Here is a 16,064-nt window from a genome sequence, read left to right on the forward strand (position 1 = left end):
CCTGTATGAAACTGCTCCGCGCCTCCGTTCTGCTCGCTTCGCTCACCGCCACGCTGCTCAGCGCCGCCCCTGGTGACCTCGATTCCACTTTTCTCACCGGCATCGGCGCGGGCCTCACGCCGAACAGTTATCCGGCATTCACCGGCGGCACCGGCGCGACCAATGCCGTCGCCCTCCAAGCCACCGGCAAGATCATCGCCGGCGGCAACGTTTCTAAATTCAACAACACCGGCGCGCTCTCCGCGCTCAAACGCCTCAACGCTGACGGCACGCTCGACACGACGTTCAACCTCAGCGGCGCGGGCCTCGGCGTTGCCTCCGGCCAGCCCGAGGTCAACGCGTTGCTGGTCGCGCCTGATGACAAAATCTACGTGGGCGGCACGTTCACGACTTACAACGGGGTCGCGCGCAGCGGTTTCACCCGCCTGAATGCCGATGGTTCGCGCGACGATTCATTTACCGTTTCCGGCGTGGGCGGCACCGCCCGTTACGTCGCGGCCATCGCGCTCCAAGCCGACGGCAAAGTGATCGCGGCCGGCGCGTTTAGCTCGATGAACAGCGTCTCCCGTCCGAGCGTGGCACGTCTCAACGCCGACGGCACACTCGACACCACATTCGCCCCCGCCAACTACGTAGCCAACGGCGGCCTGCGCGCCGTAGCGCTCGCGTCCGATGGCAAAATCTACATCGGCGGCCTCAACTACAACGCCGCGAAAGGACAAAACGATCCGATCTTAATCCGTCTCAACAGCGATGGTTCGCGCGACTTTTCTTTCAGCCCGGTGTGGGGCGCCACCTACGGCGCAATCAATGCCATCGTGGTCTTGCCGGATGGACGCGTCGCGATTGGCGGCGACATCCCGCTGCCAGGTTCCACGGCGCCAATGGCCGTATTCAACGCCAACGGCACTCTCGATACGGCTTTCATGAGCAACTTCAGCGGCGCTTACAACGGCGGCGCACTCACCCTTACCCTCGCGCCAGAAGGGCGGCTCATCGCGGGCGGTATTTTCACCGAGTTCGGCGGCAAGCGTCGCGCGTCGGTGGCGCGCATTAATCTCGATGGCACGCACGACCTCACGTTCGCGCCCGAACCTTACGCCGAACGTAACGGCACTTACATCACTCACATTTATTCCATCGCGGTGCAAAACGACGGCCGCCTCGTCGCCGGTGGTTGGTTTGACCGCGTCACCAATCCCACGCTCGAAACCTACAATCTCACGCGCTTCCAAGGCGACTACACCGCCGGTCCAGGCACACTCGGGCTGACTTCGCCGGGCTTTATCGTGAATGAAAATGCCGGCCCGGGCCTCATCTCCCTCGCGCGTTTCGGCGGCGTCAACGGTTCGGTCTCCATCGACTACGCCGTCTCTGCGGGCACGGCGACCACGGACGATTTCACGCCGGTGTCCGGCACGCTCACGTGGGCCAGCAACGAAGGCGGTATTAAAACTTTTGCCGTGCCGATTACCAACGATGCTCTCGTCGAATCGACTGAAGCCGTCGTCATCACACTTGCCAATGCCACGGGCGGCGCCGCGCTCGGCACTTCACTGGGTGCGCTCGGCATTCGCGATGACGACAGCCTTCCCACCATCCTGATTCATCCGCTCGGCGCGATCATCGACCAAGGTGAAACCTACCCGTTTATCGTCGCTTACGACAGCGTGCTCGCCGCCACCGTGCAGTGGCAGTTCGACTCTGGCAGCGGCTTCGTCGACATCCCCGGAGCCACGGGGAATGTTTACTCCGTCAACGCCGCCGATCGCGCGCTGCACCACGGCGCCTATCGCGCCGTCGTCACGAATGCCAACGGCACCGTCAACTCCAACGCCGCGAACCTCACGGTGCTGATTCCCGCCGGCTCGCTGGTGAATGCTTTCAACCCCACGAGCGCGCTCACTTATTATTACACTTCTGGCCTTGATCCCGCCGGCAACATTCTTGCGGGCGGCGCGAATGGCATAGTGCGCATTTCGACGACAGGTGTCGTGGACACCACATTCACACCGGCGTTTAACAGCGGCGTTTACAGCCTCATCCCGCTGCCCGATGGATCGATGTTTGCCGCCGGTGCGTTTACGACGGTCAACAGCACTACGCGCAATTATTTCGCGCACATCAACGCCGACGGCACCCTCGACGCGGCCGCGAATCTCTCCCTCACGCAGGTCGTCAACACCATCGCCCTCGGCGCGAGCAACAAACTCTACATCGGCCACGGCGGCACGCAGGGTCTCAAACGCTACACGCTCAGCGGCGCCAACGGCACGCTCGACGCTTCTTTCACAACGCTAACGCTGACCGGCGCAAATTCTTACGTGCACAAGGTCAAAGAGCGCACGGACGGAAAAGTGTTTGTCGCCTACACTGCGGGCGCCAGCAGCAGCACGAATTACAACTTCCGCTTGCTCACGAACGCGGGCGCGGCCGACGCTTCGTTCACGCCGCCGGCGATTTTGGGCGGCGCAGTGACGGACTGGGATATTCTGCCCGACGGTCGCATCGTCGTCATCGGCAGCTTCGGCTCCATCAACGGCACAGTCTGCCGCGGCATCGCCGTGCTCAACGCCAACGGTTCGCTCGATACCTCGTTGGATTTTTCCACGGCGTTTGTCTACAATCCCGCCGGCGTGCGTTACCTCAACGGTCGCCTGCTCGTGTGGGGCCAGTTTAACACCTACAAAGGCACCGCCATCGCCGGCCTCGCTCGCATCAATCTCGACGGCACCCTCGACACGACGTTCAAAGTCGGCGCGGGCGTAACCAATCTCAGCCAGGTCGCCACGGTCACGGTGTTGAATGATCAGCGCCTGTTTATCGGCGGTAACTTCACCAACTTCCGCGGAGTAGCGCGTAACAAACTCGCGCTGCTGGAAGCCGGCCCGAGCGTGCTCGGCGTCGCCACCAGTAGCTACGGTGTCGTCGAAAACGCCGGTAATCTTGTCGTCACCGTAAAACGTTTCGCACCCGCTCCGGGCGCGCTTTCCATCAGTTACTCGACCGCGAACGGCACGGCGCTTGCCGGCACCGACTACACCGCGACCAGCGGCACGCTGGCTTGGGCGGCGAGCGATGTTACCGATCGCACCGTCACGATTCCGATTCTCAACGACGGCATCGGCGAAGCATCGAAGACCTTTCAATTCTCACTCAATCCCGCGTCGATCACCGGCGAGGCCGGCCTCTCGCTCGCATCCGCGACCATCACGATCACGGATGACGACAATCCTCCGGTCATCGTCACGCCGCCCGCGTCACAAACCGTGAATCAAGCCGCCGTGACCACGTTCACGGTCGTTGCGACCTCCACGCCAGCGGCGACGTATCGCTGGACGTTCAACGGCTCCGATCTCAACGACGGCAATGGCATCAGCGGCGCGACCACCACCACTCTCACCATCGCCAGCACGGGTCCGACCCACGTCGGTGCGTATCGCGTGCGCCTCACCAACACGAACGGCTCGGTCACCTCGAATCCCGCGCAGCTCACGGTGAATTTGAATCCCGCGTTCATCGACCACACGTGGTCCACTTCCGTCACGCTCACCGGCAGCGTTTATATCATCCTGCCGCTGCCCGACGGCGGCGCTTACGTCGGCGGTGTGTTCACCAATTTCAACGGCCAGAACACGCGCAACTACCTCGTGAAAATCAACGCCAGCGGCGTGATCGACCCGAACTTCTCGCCCGCACCCAACGGCGGCGTGCGCGACCTGCGTCTTGTCGACAACGTCCTCTACGTGCTCGCCGAGGTCTCGAATTCGTTCGCCCAAATCGGCGGCGGCGCGGCCGTCACCGGTTTCGCAGCCATCGACGCGACGACCGGCGCGCGCATCACTTCGTTCATGAACAATCTCGGCACGGGCGCGACCAACTTCACGAGCGTCCGCGCCCTCGCAGTCGCTCCGGATGGCGACATCGTGCTCGGTGGTGATTTCACTACGTTCAATAACAACCCAAATCATCGCTACCTGGCGCGCATCAACCCTGACGGCACGCTCGATACAAATTGGAACACCAGTCAGGCGACCGGCACGAGCGCGCTCACCGTCACTGCGGTGGACGTCGGCCCAGACAACAAAGTGGTCGCGGGCGGCACCATCACGCACCAGGGCGGCGCGCGTCTTATCCGCTTCAACCCCGATGGCACCCGCGACGCGACCTTCGTGCCCGAGGTAAACACCGTCAGCACTTCCGTGTCGCGTATCAAAGTGCTCGCCGACGGCCGCGTGCTGGCCACGGGCAACGCCCTTCCCGGCGGCCGCACCATCGTTCGCTTGTCCACCACCGGCGCGTGGTCCTCCACGGATTACTTCGGCACGACCGGCGGCGTCTTCTACGATGCCGCGATGCAGCGTAACGGCCGCACCATCGGCGTCGGCACGTTTAACTTCGTGCGCCAACCCAGCGGCAGCGGTAGCGTGAGCAATATCGCGCGCTTTGACACCACGGGTAATTATGAAGGCACGTGGGCCACCGGCACGGGCTTCAGCGGCGACGCCCGCACCGTGGCGATCGCTGACGACGGCAAGATCTGGGTCGGCGGCGACTTCAACGCGTATAACAACGTTTCGGTTAACAAAATTATCCGCCTCAACGGCGACGCCATCCCGCTCGCGATTACGCTCCAGCCGAAATCGCTCAACGTAAATCCCGGCGCCAGCGCCGTCATCAAGTCACGCGCGACCGGCACGTCGACAATCACGTATCAATGGCGCAAAGGCGGCACCCCGCTCATCGATGGCGGTAACATTTCCGGCGCGACCACCGCCGAGCTCACGCTGACCAACGCCGCTGAATCCGACGAAGGCGTTTACACGCTCCGCGTCACCAACGCTTCGGGCGAAGAAATCAGCACCGCCGCCGAACTCGCCGTGCTCGGTGCCCCGGAAGTCCTCACACAACCCGCCGCCAACGTCTCCACGTTTGGCAACCGCGCGTATGCGCTCGAGGTCACCGTGCGCGGTGTCGCGCCGCTCACGTTCAAATGGCAACGCAACGGCGTCGATCTGGTCGAAGGCGCCAACGGCATCACCGGCACGGCGACCACGCGCCTTGTCTTTGCCAACGTCGCGCTGACCGACGCCGGTGTTTACACGCTCGTCGTCACCAATTCTTCGGGCTCGACCACCTCGGCCCCCATCACGCTCGCCGTCGCGCCGCACCCGGTGGATCGCGCCACGCCGTTCACCAGCCTCAACGGCAACAACCCGACGACGGTGCACATGGTGCTGCCGTTGCCTGACGGCGGCGCGCTACTCGGCGGACGCTTCGGTTCCATCAACGGCGCCAACAGCACGGCCAGCAGCGCAAGTCTCGCCCGCGTGCTACCCAACGGCGAAATGGCCACGCTGCCATTCACACTCAACAACGACGTTTACACGATGCATCGCCAGCCTGACGGCAAGATTCTCGTCAGCGGTGGATTCACGACGATCACTCCGACCGGCCAAAGCGCTGTCACGCGCAACCGCCTGCTCCGTCTCAACGCCGACTTCACCTTCGATCCCTCGTTTGACCTGGGCAGCGCGATGGTCGGCACGACGATTCGCGGACTCAAAACCGACGCCGACGGACGCATCTACGTCGGTGGCGACTTCACCAGCTGGGCCGGCCATCCGGGCGTCGCCTACGTCGCGCGTCTCACGCGCAACGGCGCGATTGATCCCACGTTCTCGGCGGTGCTCAACAATTTCGTCCTCGATATCGAACTCGATGCCGCCGGCCGCGTTTATATCGCGGGTTATTTTACTAATTATCAAGGCATGTCGTTTGTCGCCCGCCTCAATGAAGATGGCACCCGCGACACTGCCTTCGCCCAGACGGTTGCCAGCACGTTCGCTAACGACATCGTCGTGCAACCCGACGGCAAAATCATCGTCAACACCGGCGTCGGCGTGCGCCGCCTCTTGGACACGGGCGCACTCGATCCCGCGTTCGCAACCGTCGGCTCCGGCTCTGCCAGCAACAACCTCAGCCTCCAAAGCGATGGTAAGATTTTGGTCGGTGGCAGTTTCACGAGCTACAACGGCTTTGTCCGTGGCGGACTCGTGCGCCTGCTGCCCAACGGCACCGTCGATCCGGTGCTAGAAATCGCGAACAACAACGCCTCGGTCAGCGTCGTGCGGGCCGATATTTACGGCCGCCTCTGGGTCGGCGGAATCTTCACAGCCTTCAACGATGTGATCGTGCGTAGTATCGCCGTGCTTAATGGCGACGCCGTGCCGCTCGGTTTTGTTTCCGCACCTGCGCCCGTCTCGGTCGCCGCCGGCGAAACCGCCACGTTTACTACTGCCGCCACCGGCACTTCCGCGATCACGTATCGTTGGTTTAAAAACGGGGTGGCGATGAACGACGGAGGCCGCATCAGCGGCGCCTCCACCGCGACGCTGACGATCGCGACCACGCAGCTCTCGGATCGCGATTTCTACACGGTGAAAATCACCAACGCCTCCGGCACCCTCCAAAGCGCTGACGCCGAACTCGCCGTGCTCGCCGCTCCGGAAATTCTCATTACCCCGCCGGCATTGACCCGTGAAGTCGGTCAGCTGGTTTCGCTCACCGTCGATGCGCGCGGCGCCGGCACGCTCGCGTATCAATGGTTCCGCAGCGGCACCGCCCTCACCAATGGTGGCACGATCAGTGGCGCGACCTCGGCGACGCTTTCGATCTCGTCGCTCGCACTCACCGACGCAGGCGGCTACAGCGTGCGCGTCACCGGCTCCGCGGGTTCGACCACCACGACGCCCGCCGTGCTCACCGTGAACTTGAATCCGGCTGGGGTGAATCGCACGGTCACGCTGCCCACATTTAACAGTTCGATCTTCGCGATCCTGCCGAACACCGACGGCACCTTCTTCGCCGGCGGTCAGTTCACGACGGTCACTTGGACCGGCGGCGCTTCCGGTCGCAATAACTTCGCAAAGATCAACGCCAACGGTTCGCCCGACACCACCTGGCCGATTTTCAACAGCGCGGTTTACGCGATGGCGAAAGACAGCACCGGACGCATCTACCTCGGCGGCGCGTTTACCACCGTCACGCCAAGCGGCAGCAGCGCCGTCGCGCGCAACCGCCTCGTGCGCCTCAACGCCAACGGCACCCTCGACACCACCTTCAACGCTCCCGGCGGCGTCGCCGGCACTGGACCGAACAGCAACGTGAAAGGCATCAAGATCGACCCAACCGGTCGCGTGTATATCTTCGGCGAATTCTCCCAATACAACGGCGTCGCCGCAAACTACGTCATGCGCCTCAACGAAGACGGCTCGCGCGACACCGCGTTCGTCTCGCCGTCGACGAGCTTCGTTTATGATGTGAATTTCACCAACGACGGACGTGTCTGGATCGGCCACGGCGGCAATTGGAGCGGACAATTCTACGTCGTGCTCACCGACGGCACCGGCACGAAGGATCCCGCGTTCACCTACTCGGGCGGCATGATGCCTGCCGGCCTCGGTGTGCTCGCAGACAACGCCGTGATGAACTTCAGCGGCAGTTATCCTTACCTCCAAAAAGTCGGCCTCACCGGCGCGATCACCACGTTCCCCGCGTTCCCGAACAATCAACTCACCAAATACGCGCAAGGCGGCACCCAGTTCTACATTCACGGCCCATCGGTGAGCACCTTCGGCAGCGCCACGACGGGAAACCTCTTGCGGATCAACGTCGACGGTTCACGCGACACCTCGTTCGCGGGCGGCGCGGGCTTTAACGGCACCGTCGAGACGATGGTCGTCGATTCGCAAGGTCGCTTGTGGGTCGCTGGTAGCTTCATTTCCTATAACGGCGATACGACACTTGCTCGCCTCGTCGTGATCAACGGCGGTGAAGCGCAAACCAACAGCGGCCCGCCCGCCGATCCGTTTGCCAACTACCTCACCACCGCCGGCGTGCCCGAAGGCCAACGCGGACCCAACGATGACCCGGATGGCGACGGCGTTTCCAACCTGCTTGAATACGCAATCGGCTTGAACCCCGCGCTCGCCGACCCACAAGCGATGCCGCAAGCCACCGTGGTCGCGAACCGCCTCACCTTCATCTACGAACGCGCCCGCACCGACGTCACCTACAGTGTCGAAACGAGCACCGACCTCACGACATGGACGGCGACCGGCGTCGACCAAGGCACGCCAGACGGCGAAGGCGTCACTGTCGCGTCCGTCGCGATGGACGTCCCGAATCGCTTCATGCGATTAAAAGTCACGCGCCCGTAATTACCAAATCGTCTCGTTCTCCCAATCGGAGCATCCGAAGCCGACTCTCCGAGTCGGCTTCTTTTTTTCTGCACTCCCAGCAAAGCCGGACTCCGATCACTCACACCTCCGCAACGCAACTCGAACGAGTTGCGCTTTGCGTGGAAGAAACTCAAACCCGCAAAAAATCAACCCGCCAAACTCAGCTATTAATTACTCTCTGCTCGCCCGCGGGCGGCACATTTCTCATAATGGGAAAGCAATGGAACTTCCGTCTCCACCAAAACTAAGCGGACGTATGCTCGGCCCGTTTGATACAATTTTGTGCGTGCTCGGAGTTCCGGTGTCATTTCTGTGCACTTATGAAGTGGCGGCGTTGGCAGGAAAAGAAAACGCCTGGTCGGCCGTTGCGCTATTTCTCAGCGCAATTGCCCTATTCATGTTTGCTGTGGGCGTCGGTGGTCTTTGGGGAATGGTCGCTCGAGTTTATATATCGGAAGCGGGTATTTCCTATCGCACTTGGCGACTCCACCACATCCCGTGGCACGCGGTCACCGAAGTCAGATTTCCAATCATCGTCCCGCAGGCGGGATTTACGCCTCGAGTTTTTATTCGGACACGCCAAGGCAAAACGCATTTGATTCCAGCCGGCGCCGACGATCTGAGAGGATTCTTCAATCCCCTTGCGGGCTACAAAGAAAAATGTGAACCCATCCTCACGGCCAGCACCGGTGGCTCGAATTGATTAAGCTGAAACGTTGCCCCAGATGAAATCTCCTCCCACCCAACCCACCTGCGCACCCGCTCCGAAGCAGCGGCAATGTTACTGCCGGGCGTATAATGCGGAGTTTCCTCGCGAACCCCATATCCCGGAAGGTTACTGCGGGATTTGCGAACGTTGCGGGAAGCCGGGGCACACGCAGCATTTCCCGGGGCCGGTGCCCTACACCGGCGCGTGGTGCGACCGCTGCGTGAAGGTGGTGGCGTGGACGTGGCCGCTGAAAAATCCAATCGTGTGGTTCGGCGTGGTGATCGTATTCGTCGTGCTGATCACGCTTCTTTGGCGATGACCACGCTCAATCCGAAAATTACCCCAATGAAATTTGAATACGCCACCATCGCGTTCGACACGACCACGCTGCTGCTCGGCTCGAAGCTCAATCACGAAAAATTCACGGCAAAGCTCAATGAATACGGCGAAGCGGGCTGGGAGTTGGTGAATACTTTCGATCTGAATCGCCACAGCGGCGCGACCTACGAAGTGGTCGCCGTGTTCAAACGCGCGTGCCGCGAGTAATCCCAAATCTTCCGCCGCTGTGGAGCACCGCCCTGCAGCGCACAACGAAGCGGAAGGGCTGATTTTCAAACCTGCAGCCGTGCTCAATACCGGCAATGTCGTGGACGCGACTTCACTGCTCCAAACGGCGTAAAAGTTTAACCGTCCCGCCGGTCGGGACGAAAAAGGTGGCGCGGATTATGACACGAGGTTGGACTACGGCGTCATGAGCAATGTCACGCACCTCTGGGCCATTTACCTCGGCACGCTGATCGGCTTGCTGCCGATCATCAATCCGCTGTCGGCGGGGCCGACGTTTTTGGCGATGACGGAAGGTGACAGCGCCGAGTGGCGGCAAAAGCAGGCGGTGCGCGGGTGTTTCTACATGATCGCGATCCTGGTGAGCTTCCTCATCGGCGGCACTTACATCATGAATTTCTTTGGGATTTCGATTCCCGGACTGCGCATCGCCGGCGGGATTTTGCTCACCGGCATTGCGATGAAAATGCTTTCGGCGCCGAGCGACGCCGCCAAAGCCGAAGACGACGAAGTCCACAAAGCCGCGAAGAAGAAGGTCGATATTTCGTTTTCTCCGCTCGCGATGCCGATGCTCAGCGGCCCCGGCTCCATCGCGGTGACCATTGGGCTGACCTCTCTCGCCCAGGAATGGGTCGACTACTTCGCGATCATCGCCGGCATCGTGACCGTCGCGATCATCACTTATCTCGTGCTGCGCCTTTCGAGTCGGATGGTAAAACTATTCGGCCCCGTGGGCGTCAGCGCCATGACCAAGATCATGGGTTTTCTGCTCATGGCGATGGGCGTGCAATTCGTAGTCAACGGCCTCCTCGCGCTCGCGACCGACCCGGTGATGATCCGCACGTTCCGCACGGCGATCGCGGGTAGCTAGGTGGAACAGCGCACTGACCTCAGCGCGCTTTTAACGGCCACGCAGTAAAGCGGCTTGAAGTCAGGCCGCTTCACCTCGATCCGATTCCACCGTGGCGCGCAACTTCGCTCAATTCCGCTTCGTGACGCGTGCGCCGGTTCTGTCGCGGAAGGTCAACGTGCGCGTTTCGAGGTGGTAGCTCTCGAAGAGGATGCCGAGTTGCGGGTTCACCAAATCGCCGACGACATACGCCGTGCTGCCGATAAACACTTTCGGCGTCGTGCCACCGACGACCGCGCCGATGCGCAAGTTTTCCACCCACCCCTTAAACGCGATCGACGCCACGGGCGCCGGCGCGGGCGGAGGAGTCGCCCCGATCACGTTTGGACTCGGCGCCGTGCTGACGGCGTTCGGAGTCGTCGCGGGATTCGACGCCGCAGCCTTGGCGGCTTCGTCGGGCATGATTTCATTCACGGTGGCATTCACCTGGGCCTCGGCTTGCTTGGTGAGGTCTTGCACTTTCGCGACGGCCTGCCCTTGCGCGGTCGTCGGATTCGCGGCGAGTTTACGCGGCGGCAAAGGCTCCGGTGCGGGTTCGGCGAGGAAATGCGTGTAAGCGAAATATCCGCCGCCCGCGACGACCACGAGCAACAGCGCGAGCACCATTTTTCTCGAGCCGCCGGATTTGCCTTTCACCGCAGCGCCACTGGCGCCGTCTTTCGCGCCGGGAGTTGGAAATTGCGCGGTCGGTGGAGGGAACGGTGAACTCGATGCCTGGCGGATCGCAGTGATCTCCGCCGGCTCGCCTTCTTCGCCCGTATCGACGGCCGCCGTTCCCGGCGACGGTGGCACCGGCATGGACAACGGCGCCACTTTGGCCGCTTCTGCAGTGATCGGCGGCGTGGTGCTCGACTTCGGCGGCGTGACGGGAGCGATCGCCTTGGGCCGCAGCGAAAATTTACCCATGGGCTTATCCTTCGGCGCATCGGCGGCAGGTTCGCCGGACGCAGGTTTAAGCGAAACAGCCGGGGATGCGATCGGCGCGGCGGGCGTCACCAATTCCGGGCTCGGCGGGACTTCCGCCGGCAGGGTGCCAGTCACCTGCTCAGCCGGCGGCGCGACCGACAAACGCGGTTTCAAGCGGACAAATTTCGGAGCTTCGTCGCTCGACGGCGGCACCAAGCTATCCAACGGAGCTTCCGGCGCGGGCGTCGTCACCGTTTCGTCATGCGACTTTTCAGGAGCGGCAGTTTCCGGTGCCGCGGCATGCGGGTCGGCGGCCAGCTTGGGTTTCAATCGCAGCCGGGGCACTTGTTCGTCGCTCATGGGTGTTGGTTAAACAGCTTCACGAGGCGGGCGAAAACAAAATTATTTCCATAACTCACCATCAGCCTTGAGGCACGGCGTATGCTCGCATACACCTCGCACCATTCAGATGAAGCGCGCGGCGAAAAAATCCAAACCTGCAGCCCCCGCCGGCGCTAAGAAAGTTTCCGCCAAAGCGGCGGTCGAGGTGCACGAAGTCAGCCTCACCAAAACCATCACCGCACCCGTGGATCGCGTTTTTGCCGCGTGGAAGGAAACCCATGCGCGCGAGAAATGGTTGCCGCGCACTCCCCTCATCGTGCGCAAAGCCACGCCGCATAAATCGATTCGCATCCTCTGGCGCGATGGCACCGCACTCAGCGTAAATTTCTGGCCGAAGGGTTCGCTCAAATGCCAGGTCGTGCCCCATCACGGCCCGTTCTCCACGGCGGAAGCGGCCGCCAGGATGAAGGAATTCTGGGAAGAAAAACTCGAAGCGCTGCGCGTGTTTTTGGAGAAGAAATGAGGCGCCCGCTGCTTCTGGTCGCGCTGCTCGCGGCTTTTCTCTCCAGTCTGTTCGCGCAGGAAGTGCAGCTGCACGGCCTCGTGTTCGAGGAATGGATTCGCGACACCTTTTTCGACGGCTACAAACCGACGAGCTACACGCAGCGCTGGGACATTCCTGCGGCCGCCAACAAAAATCACGGCGCCATCCCGGTTAATCCGAAGGCCATCAAACAAGGCAGCGCCATCGATCTCGGCGACGCGCTCCGCCAATACGAGATCGACGAATCATTCATGCTCGTCGTCGGCTTCTGGGAGCAACACGGCGACGACAAACGTATCGTCAACATCGCCGCACCCGTCATCACGCCGGAACTCTGGCGCACGTTGTGGGGGCCCGTGAAATACGAGGATCTCCAGCGGCTCGAACGGGTGATCAAGGACAACGGCCCGCATATCACCGAGGTCCGCGCTAACGCATTGCGGATGAAAAATGCGCCGCCCTTCACGCAGGCGATCATCCAGGTGAATCCGAAAATCGATTCGAACGGCCAGCGTCGGTTGCAATGCAGCATCCGCTTTTCCGATTTCTACAAATACCTCATGCCCGGCGCGGATCCAAAATCACACCCGAGCGCGACGCTCTTCGGCCAGGAATTCCCCAACCCGATCGCGTCGAAGCCACGCACGTTTAAAAAGTAAAAGCAGGGGCGGTTAAGGATAACCGCCCTACCCGCACTTCAATCCAGCGTCTCATCGCGCTTGTCCTTCAACGCGACCCACCACACCCACGCGATAAACAGGAATTGAAACGGCAGCCGCGCCCACAAGCCCCACGGCGGCACGTCGAGCCCCGGCATCCGACCTTGCAACGCGGCATGCAAATTCGCGGGGAAAATCGCGACCAATAATAGCACCAATCCCCACCCGGCGAAACGCCGCGTCGCGGGCACGAGCAGCCCGATGCCGCCCAACACTTCCGCGACGCCGCTAATCTGCACGAGTAATTCCGGCTTCGGCAACCACGGCGGCATCATGCCAAGATAAACCGCTGGATCGCGAAAATGATTCAGCCCGGCGACCACGAAAAACGCCGCGAGCAACCCGCGGAAGATCACCTTGGTCTTCATGCGATTTGCGGCGCGTCAGCGGGGGCGGTTTTCTTTTTTCCGAAGCCGAATGCTTCCTTGAGCCAACTCCACGCGCGGCGCAGGCCAACCTCGCACGTGCCGGAAATGTGATACGTCCGCGCGAACAACTCCTCATGCCCGCGGTAACGCGGCGGCAGCAACAGGAGCGTGGTATCCTTGTCCGTGACCTTTTCGTGGCCGAGCACTTCGGAGTAAAACAACCCGCGCCCGACCACGAGCCCGTCGCGCGGCACTTCGATGCTGCGCTCCGGCAGCACGAGCCATGGCTTGAAACGGAAAATCAATTTCCCGTCGGCTTCTTGGTAGAGCCGTCCATAAGTCCGCATCGGCGCGCCGGCGATTTCACGCGCGGTGAAAAGTTTATTTCCGTCCGCGAGCAGCTTAAACCTGCGGTGCCGCAGCGTGAAAAAATCCCACGAGAATTCCGCGCCAAACACCATTAGGCGAAACGCCCAACCCGCCATGAAATACGCGAGAATCACAATCGCGACCGACAGCGTCGCGCCGACCACCGGATCGATGTAAGCCGTGGCGGCCACCAACCCGAGCACGCTGGTGCGAATCGCTTTGAGCGCTGTGTCGATGCCGCCCCACGGACTGAGCAAAATCAGCACGTTGATCGCGTGGCCGACAATCCACACCACCGCGAACACCGCGACCGACAACGGCACCATGAGAATCGTCAACAGCCACGACAGATCGAACGCTGCAAATTGAATCATCCCGAATCCCGTCGCGACCGCCACCGGTTGATCGAGCGCCGCCGAATCCACGATGAACTTCGAGCCCACCGCGATGAGCGAAGGAATCACCGCGCTCGCCGCGACGAGGCCGCTGATTTTGTTTTCAAACGTCTCCGCCACATCGAGCGGTTTTTTCCATCCCGGTGGAGCCATGGCCGCGATGCTGTCTTTAAATGCGCACACGCCCACCAGCAGCAGCGACGGCAACCAAAACGACACCGCCGCATACCACGGCAGCCGCGCTTTTTCTTCCGGGCCGCTCGCTTTGAAATATTGATAGGCGCCCACCGCACCCACCCCGAGCAGTGGCGAAATGGCGATCCCCGTGACCTGCGACGCAAGAATCGCGAGCTCGGTGCCGGGCGTCTTGCCCGAAGGCGCCGTGGCGCTGGCTTTCTTCACTTCCGCCGCGAGTCCCAGCGGAACTGCGATCAAGACCGAACACACCAACGCGATCGCCAGCAGCACAGAGCGTTTCATGCGCGGCACGTTGACGAAGCCGCCGCCCGAAGTGAAGCCCACAAAAAGCCGCAGCCCGGCTCCTTGCGGACACCGGGCTGCAACACAACACACTGAACTAAAGAACGACTGACGGAGCGATTTCTGCGGACAAATTTGTTGCCGTCAAACAGCGAAGCGTGCGTCACACGTTCTTAACACCCGTTAAGACACAGTTAGTCGTAAAAACTCCGCTCGTGAATTATGCCACATAGCCCGTTGATCTCAGGGTGAAATTTCAAAGCGAGAGGTGGTTATCCTTAACCGCCCTTCACCCGCGGCACGATGTTCGCCCAAAGGGCGATTAAGGACACTCGCCCCCCTCCCGCAAAAAAATGCCCGCGAGCGTCTTCCGCTCGCGGGCATGCTACCGATGGCCAAGAAAATCTAGTGCGGCGCGCTCAGTTCAATTTCGCCGCTGCGGCGAGGTCATCCCAGGCGTAAAAATGAAACGTCTTGTCCGTGGACATCGCCACAAACAACCCACCCGGGAACCCCGGCAAGGCTGCCCGCGTGATGTCGCTGCCGTCGCTCTCGCGCGTGGACACCCGCACGCTCGCCACGAGCGAATGCTCATGCGGCTCGGCGGAATTGCCCTCGCGACGGAAAATCCGGAAAGTGTCCGCACCTTGGTTGGACACCAGCACGTAGCCGACGCCAGCACCGGTGGGAAAAATGGAAATGCCTTCGCGATCCACGGCGAAGCCCGTCGTGCCAAAATCGGCGAGTTCATCTTCAGCATCTTTTGCCGCGGGATCCGCGAGGTATTTGCGCACCGCGAAATCTTCGTCGGAAAAATAAACATACCCGAGTTCCTGATCGACCGCGATGGACTCGATTTCCTTACCGCCCTTCCACGAACCGAAGCGTCGCGCAAACACCCCGCGCAACACACCGGTGCCGTCATCGACGAGACGATATTGGTGTAAATACCCTTCGCGCGGCGCACCCGCATCGGAACGGCTCACGATGGCGAATACCGCGCCATCGCTTGGACGCGTGTAGAGCGCGATGCCCATGCAGTCGCGCGCTTGTTCGCCTGCAAACACCGGAATACCGCCACCGTCGATCGGCGCCATGTCCGGCAAGCGATACACGCGCAACCGGTGCGCATAACGCTCCGTCACGACCGCGATGTCCGTCTTCTTACCGCCGACCATCACATCGTAAGCGATGTCGACGTTGTTCGGCCGCGCGAGACCGCGCACCACTTTGTCGGCTTTGATTTTTCCATCGAGACCGAACACATAGAGCGCGCCGTCGACGTCCTTGTCCGTGCCCAGCACGAGACTCTCGGCCGGGTTGGCGCGGTTCACCCAGATCGCGGGATCATCCGTGTCGTGCTTCACCGGCTCGGTGACGACGCGCGGTTTGACCGCCGTGTTGGTCGCATCGGGATCAGGCAAGACCACTTTCGGTTCCTTGGCCGTCGCCACGAATGCGCAGACACTCAGCAAAACGAATTGAGAGAGAACTTTCATGGTCAGTCGCGAGTCA

At 61.5% G+C, this 16,064-nt stretch carries 11 protein-coding genes; 7 read left to right on the forward strand and 4 right to left on the reverse strand.

Annotation, left to right across the window (positions count from 1 at the left end; all coding sequences use genetic code 11):
- Positions 1–5 precede the first annotated feature (5 nt).
- The 5 genes from ACRRQW_RS06050 to ACRRQW_RS06070 all read left to right on the forward strand — a co-directional run bounded on the left by ACRRQW_RS06050 (position 6) and on the right by ACRRQW_RS06070 (position 10,387).
- Positions 6–8,222, forward strand: a complete 8,217-nt coding sequence (locus ACRRQW_RS06050) for a beta strand repeat-containing protein (RefSeq protein WP_438480370.1) — start codon at positions 6–8, stop codon at positions 8,220–8,222.
- 241 nt (positions 8,223–8,463) lie between these two features.
- Positions 8,464–8,946: a PH domain-containing protein gene (locus tag ACRRQW_RS06055; RefSeq protein WP_438480371.1), complete on the forward strand. Its 483-nt coding sequence runs from the start codon at positions 8,464–8,466 to the stop codon at positions 8,944–8,946.
- Between the two features lie 22 nt (positions 8,947–8,968).
- Positions 8,969–9,271 (forward strand): hypothetical protein, encoded by a 303-nt coding sequence (locus ACRRQW_RS06060; RefSeq protein ID WP_438480372.1) that lies wholly within the window; start codon positions 8,969–8,971, stop codon positions 9,269–9,271.
- A gap of 26 nt (positions 9,272–9,297) precedes the next feature.
- Positions 9,298–9,498, forward strand: coding sequence for a DUF4177 domain-containing protein (locus ACRRQW_RS06065; RefSeq protein WP_438480373.1), 201 nt, complete (start codon positions 9,298–9,300; stop codon positions 9,496–9,498).
- A 205-nt stretch (positions 9,499–9,703) separates the two neighbouring features.
- On the forward strand, positions 9,704–10,387 hold the full coding sequence (locus tag ACRRQW_RS06070) for a MarC family NAAT transporter (protein ID WP_438480374.1): 684 nt from the start codon (positions 9,704–9,706) through the stop codon (positions 10,385–10,387).
- A gap of 108 nt (positions 10,388–10,495) precedes the next feature.
- On the opposite strand, the gene ACRRQW_RS06075 is transcribed toward ACRRQW_RS06070, so the two are convergent.
- Positions 10,496–11,692 (reverse strand): hypothetical protein, encoded by a 1,197-nt coding sequence (locus tag ACRRQW_RS06075; protein ID WP_438480375.1) that lies wholly within the window; start codon positions 11,690–11,692, stop codon positions 10,496–10,498.
- A 109-nt stretch (positions 11,693–11,801) separates the two neighbouring features.
- Here ACRRQW_RS06075 and ACRRQW_RS06080 point away from each other — a divergent pair, with 109 nt between their 5' ends.
- Together ACRRQW_RS06080 and ACRRQW_RS06085 are read left to right on the forward strand one after the other, a co-directional pair.
- On the forward strand, positions 11,802–12,197 hold the full coding sequence (locus ACRRQW_RS06080; protein ID WP_438480376.1) for a hypothetical protein: 396 nt from the start codon (positions 11,802–11,804) through the stop codon (positions 12,195–12,197).
- Entirely contained in the window at positions 12,194–12,877 is a 684-nt protein-coding gene (locus tag ACRRQW_RS06085; protein WP_438480377.1) for a hypothetical protein, read from the forward strand. The genes ACRRQW_RS06080 and ACRRQW_RS06085 overlap by 4 nt, the downstream gene beginning before the upstream one ends.
- 38 nt (positions 12,878–12,915) lie before the next feature.
- Here ACRRQW_RS06085 and ACRRQW_RS06090 read toward each other — a convergent pair whose 3' ends face one another.
- From ACRRQW_RS06090 to ACRRQW_RS06100, 3 genes are all read right to left on the reverse strand, one after another.
- Positions 12,916–13,305 carry a DoxX family protein gene (locus tag ACRRQW_RS06090; protein WP_438480378.1) on the reverse strand — a complete coding sequence of 130 codons (390 nt, stop codon included), beginning with the start codon at positions 13,303–13,305 and terminating at the stop codon, positions 12,916–12,918.
- Positions 13,302–14,549 (reverse strand): hypothetical protein, encoded by a 1,248-nt coding sequence (locus ACRRQW_RS06095; RefSeq protein WP_438480379.1) that lies wholly within the window; start codon positions 14,547–14,549, stop codon positions 13,302–13,304. Before ACRRQW_RS06095 ends, ACRRQW_RS06090 begins: the two co-directional genes overlap by 4 nt.
- Before the next feature lie 419 nt (positions 14,550–14,968).
- Entirely contained in the window at positions 14,969–16,048 is a 1,080-nt protein-coding gene (locus tag ACRRQW_RS06100) for a phytase (RefSeq protein ID WP_438480380.1), read from the reverse strand.
- Between the last annotated feature and the right edge of the window lie 16 nt (positions 16,049–16,064).

This window comes from Oleiharenicola lentus, assembly GCF_051660365.1.
Taxonomy (GTDB): Bacteria; Verrucomicrobiota; Verrucomicrobiia; order Opitutales; family Opitutaceae; genus Lacunisphaera; species Lacunisphaera lenta_A.

Bases quoted from the DNA above. Each gene is read 5' to 3' on its own strand.
- ACRRQW_RS06085 (WP_438480377.1), top strand. From the start codon at position 12,194: ATGAGGCGCCCGCTGCTTCTGGTCGCGCTGCTCGCGGCTTTTCTCTCC.
- ACRRQW_RS06100 (WP_438480380.1), bottom strand. From the start codon at position 16,048: ATGAAAGTTCTCTCTCAATTCGTTTTGCTGAGTGTCTGCGCATTCGTG.
- ACRRQW_RS06090 (WP_438480378.1), bottom strand. From the start codon at position 13,305: ATGAAGACCAAGGTGATCTTCCGCGGGTTGCTCGCGGCGTTTTTCGTG.
- ACRRQW_RS06050 (WP_438480370.1), top strand. From the start codon at position 6: ATGAAACTGCTCCGCGCCTCCGTTCTGCTCGCTTCGCTCACCGCCACG.
- ACRRQW_RS06075 (WP_438480375.1), bottom strand. From the start codon at position 11,692: ATGAGCGACGAACAAGTGCCCCGGCTGCGATTGAAACCCAAGCTGGCC.
- ACRRQW_RS06095 (WP_438480379.1), bottom strand. From the start codon at position 14,549: ATGAAACGCTCTGTGCTGCTGGCGATCGCGTTGGTGTGTTCGGTCTTG.
- ACRRQW_RS06055 (WP_438480371.1), top strand. From the start codon at position 8,464: ATGGAACTTCCGTCTCCACCAAAACTAAGCGGACGTATGCTCGGCCCG.
- ACRRQW_RS06080 (WP_438480376.1), top strand. From the start codon at position 11,802: ATGAAGCGCGCGGCGAAAAAATCCAAACCTGCAGCCCCCGCCGGCGCT.
- ACRRQW_RS06070 (WP_438480374.1), top strand. From the start codon at position 9,704: ATGAGCAATGTCACGCACCTCTGGGCCATTTACCTCGGCACGCTGATC.
- ACRRQW_RS06065 (WP_438480373.1), top strand. From the start codon at position 9,298: ATGAAATTTGAATACGCCACCATCGCGTTCGACACGACCACGCTGCTG.
- ACRRQW_RS06060 (WP_438480372.1), top strand. From the start codon at position 8,969: ATGAAATCTCCTCCCACCCAACCCACCTGCGCACCCGCTCCGAAGCAG.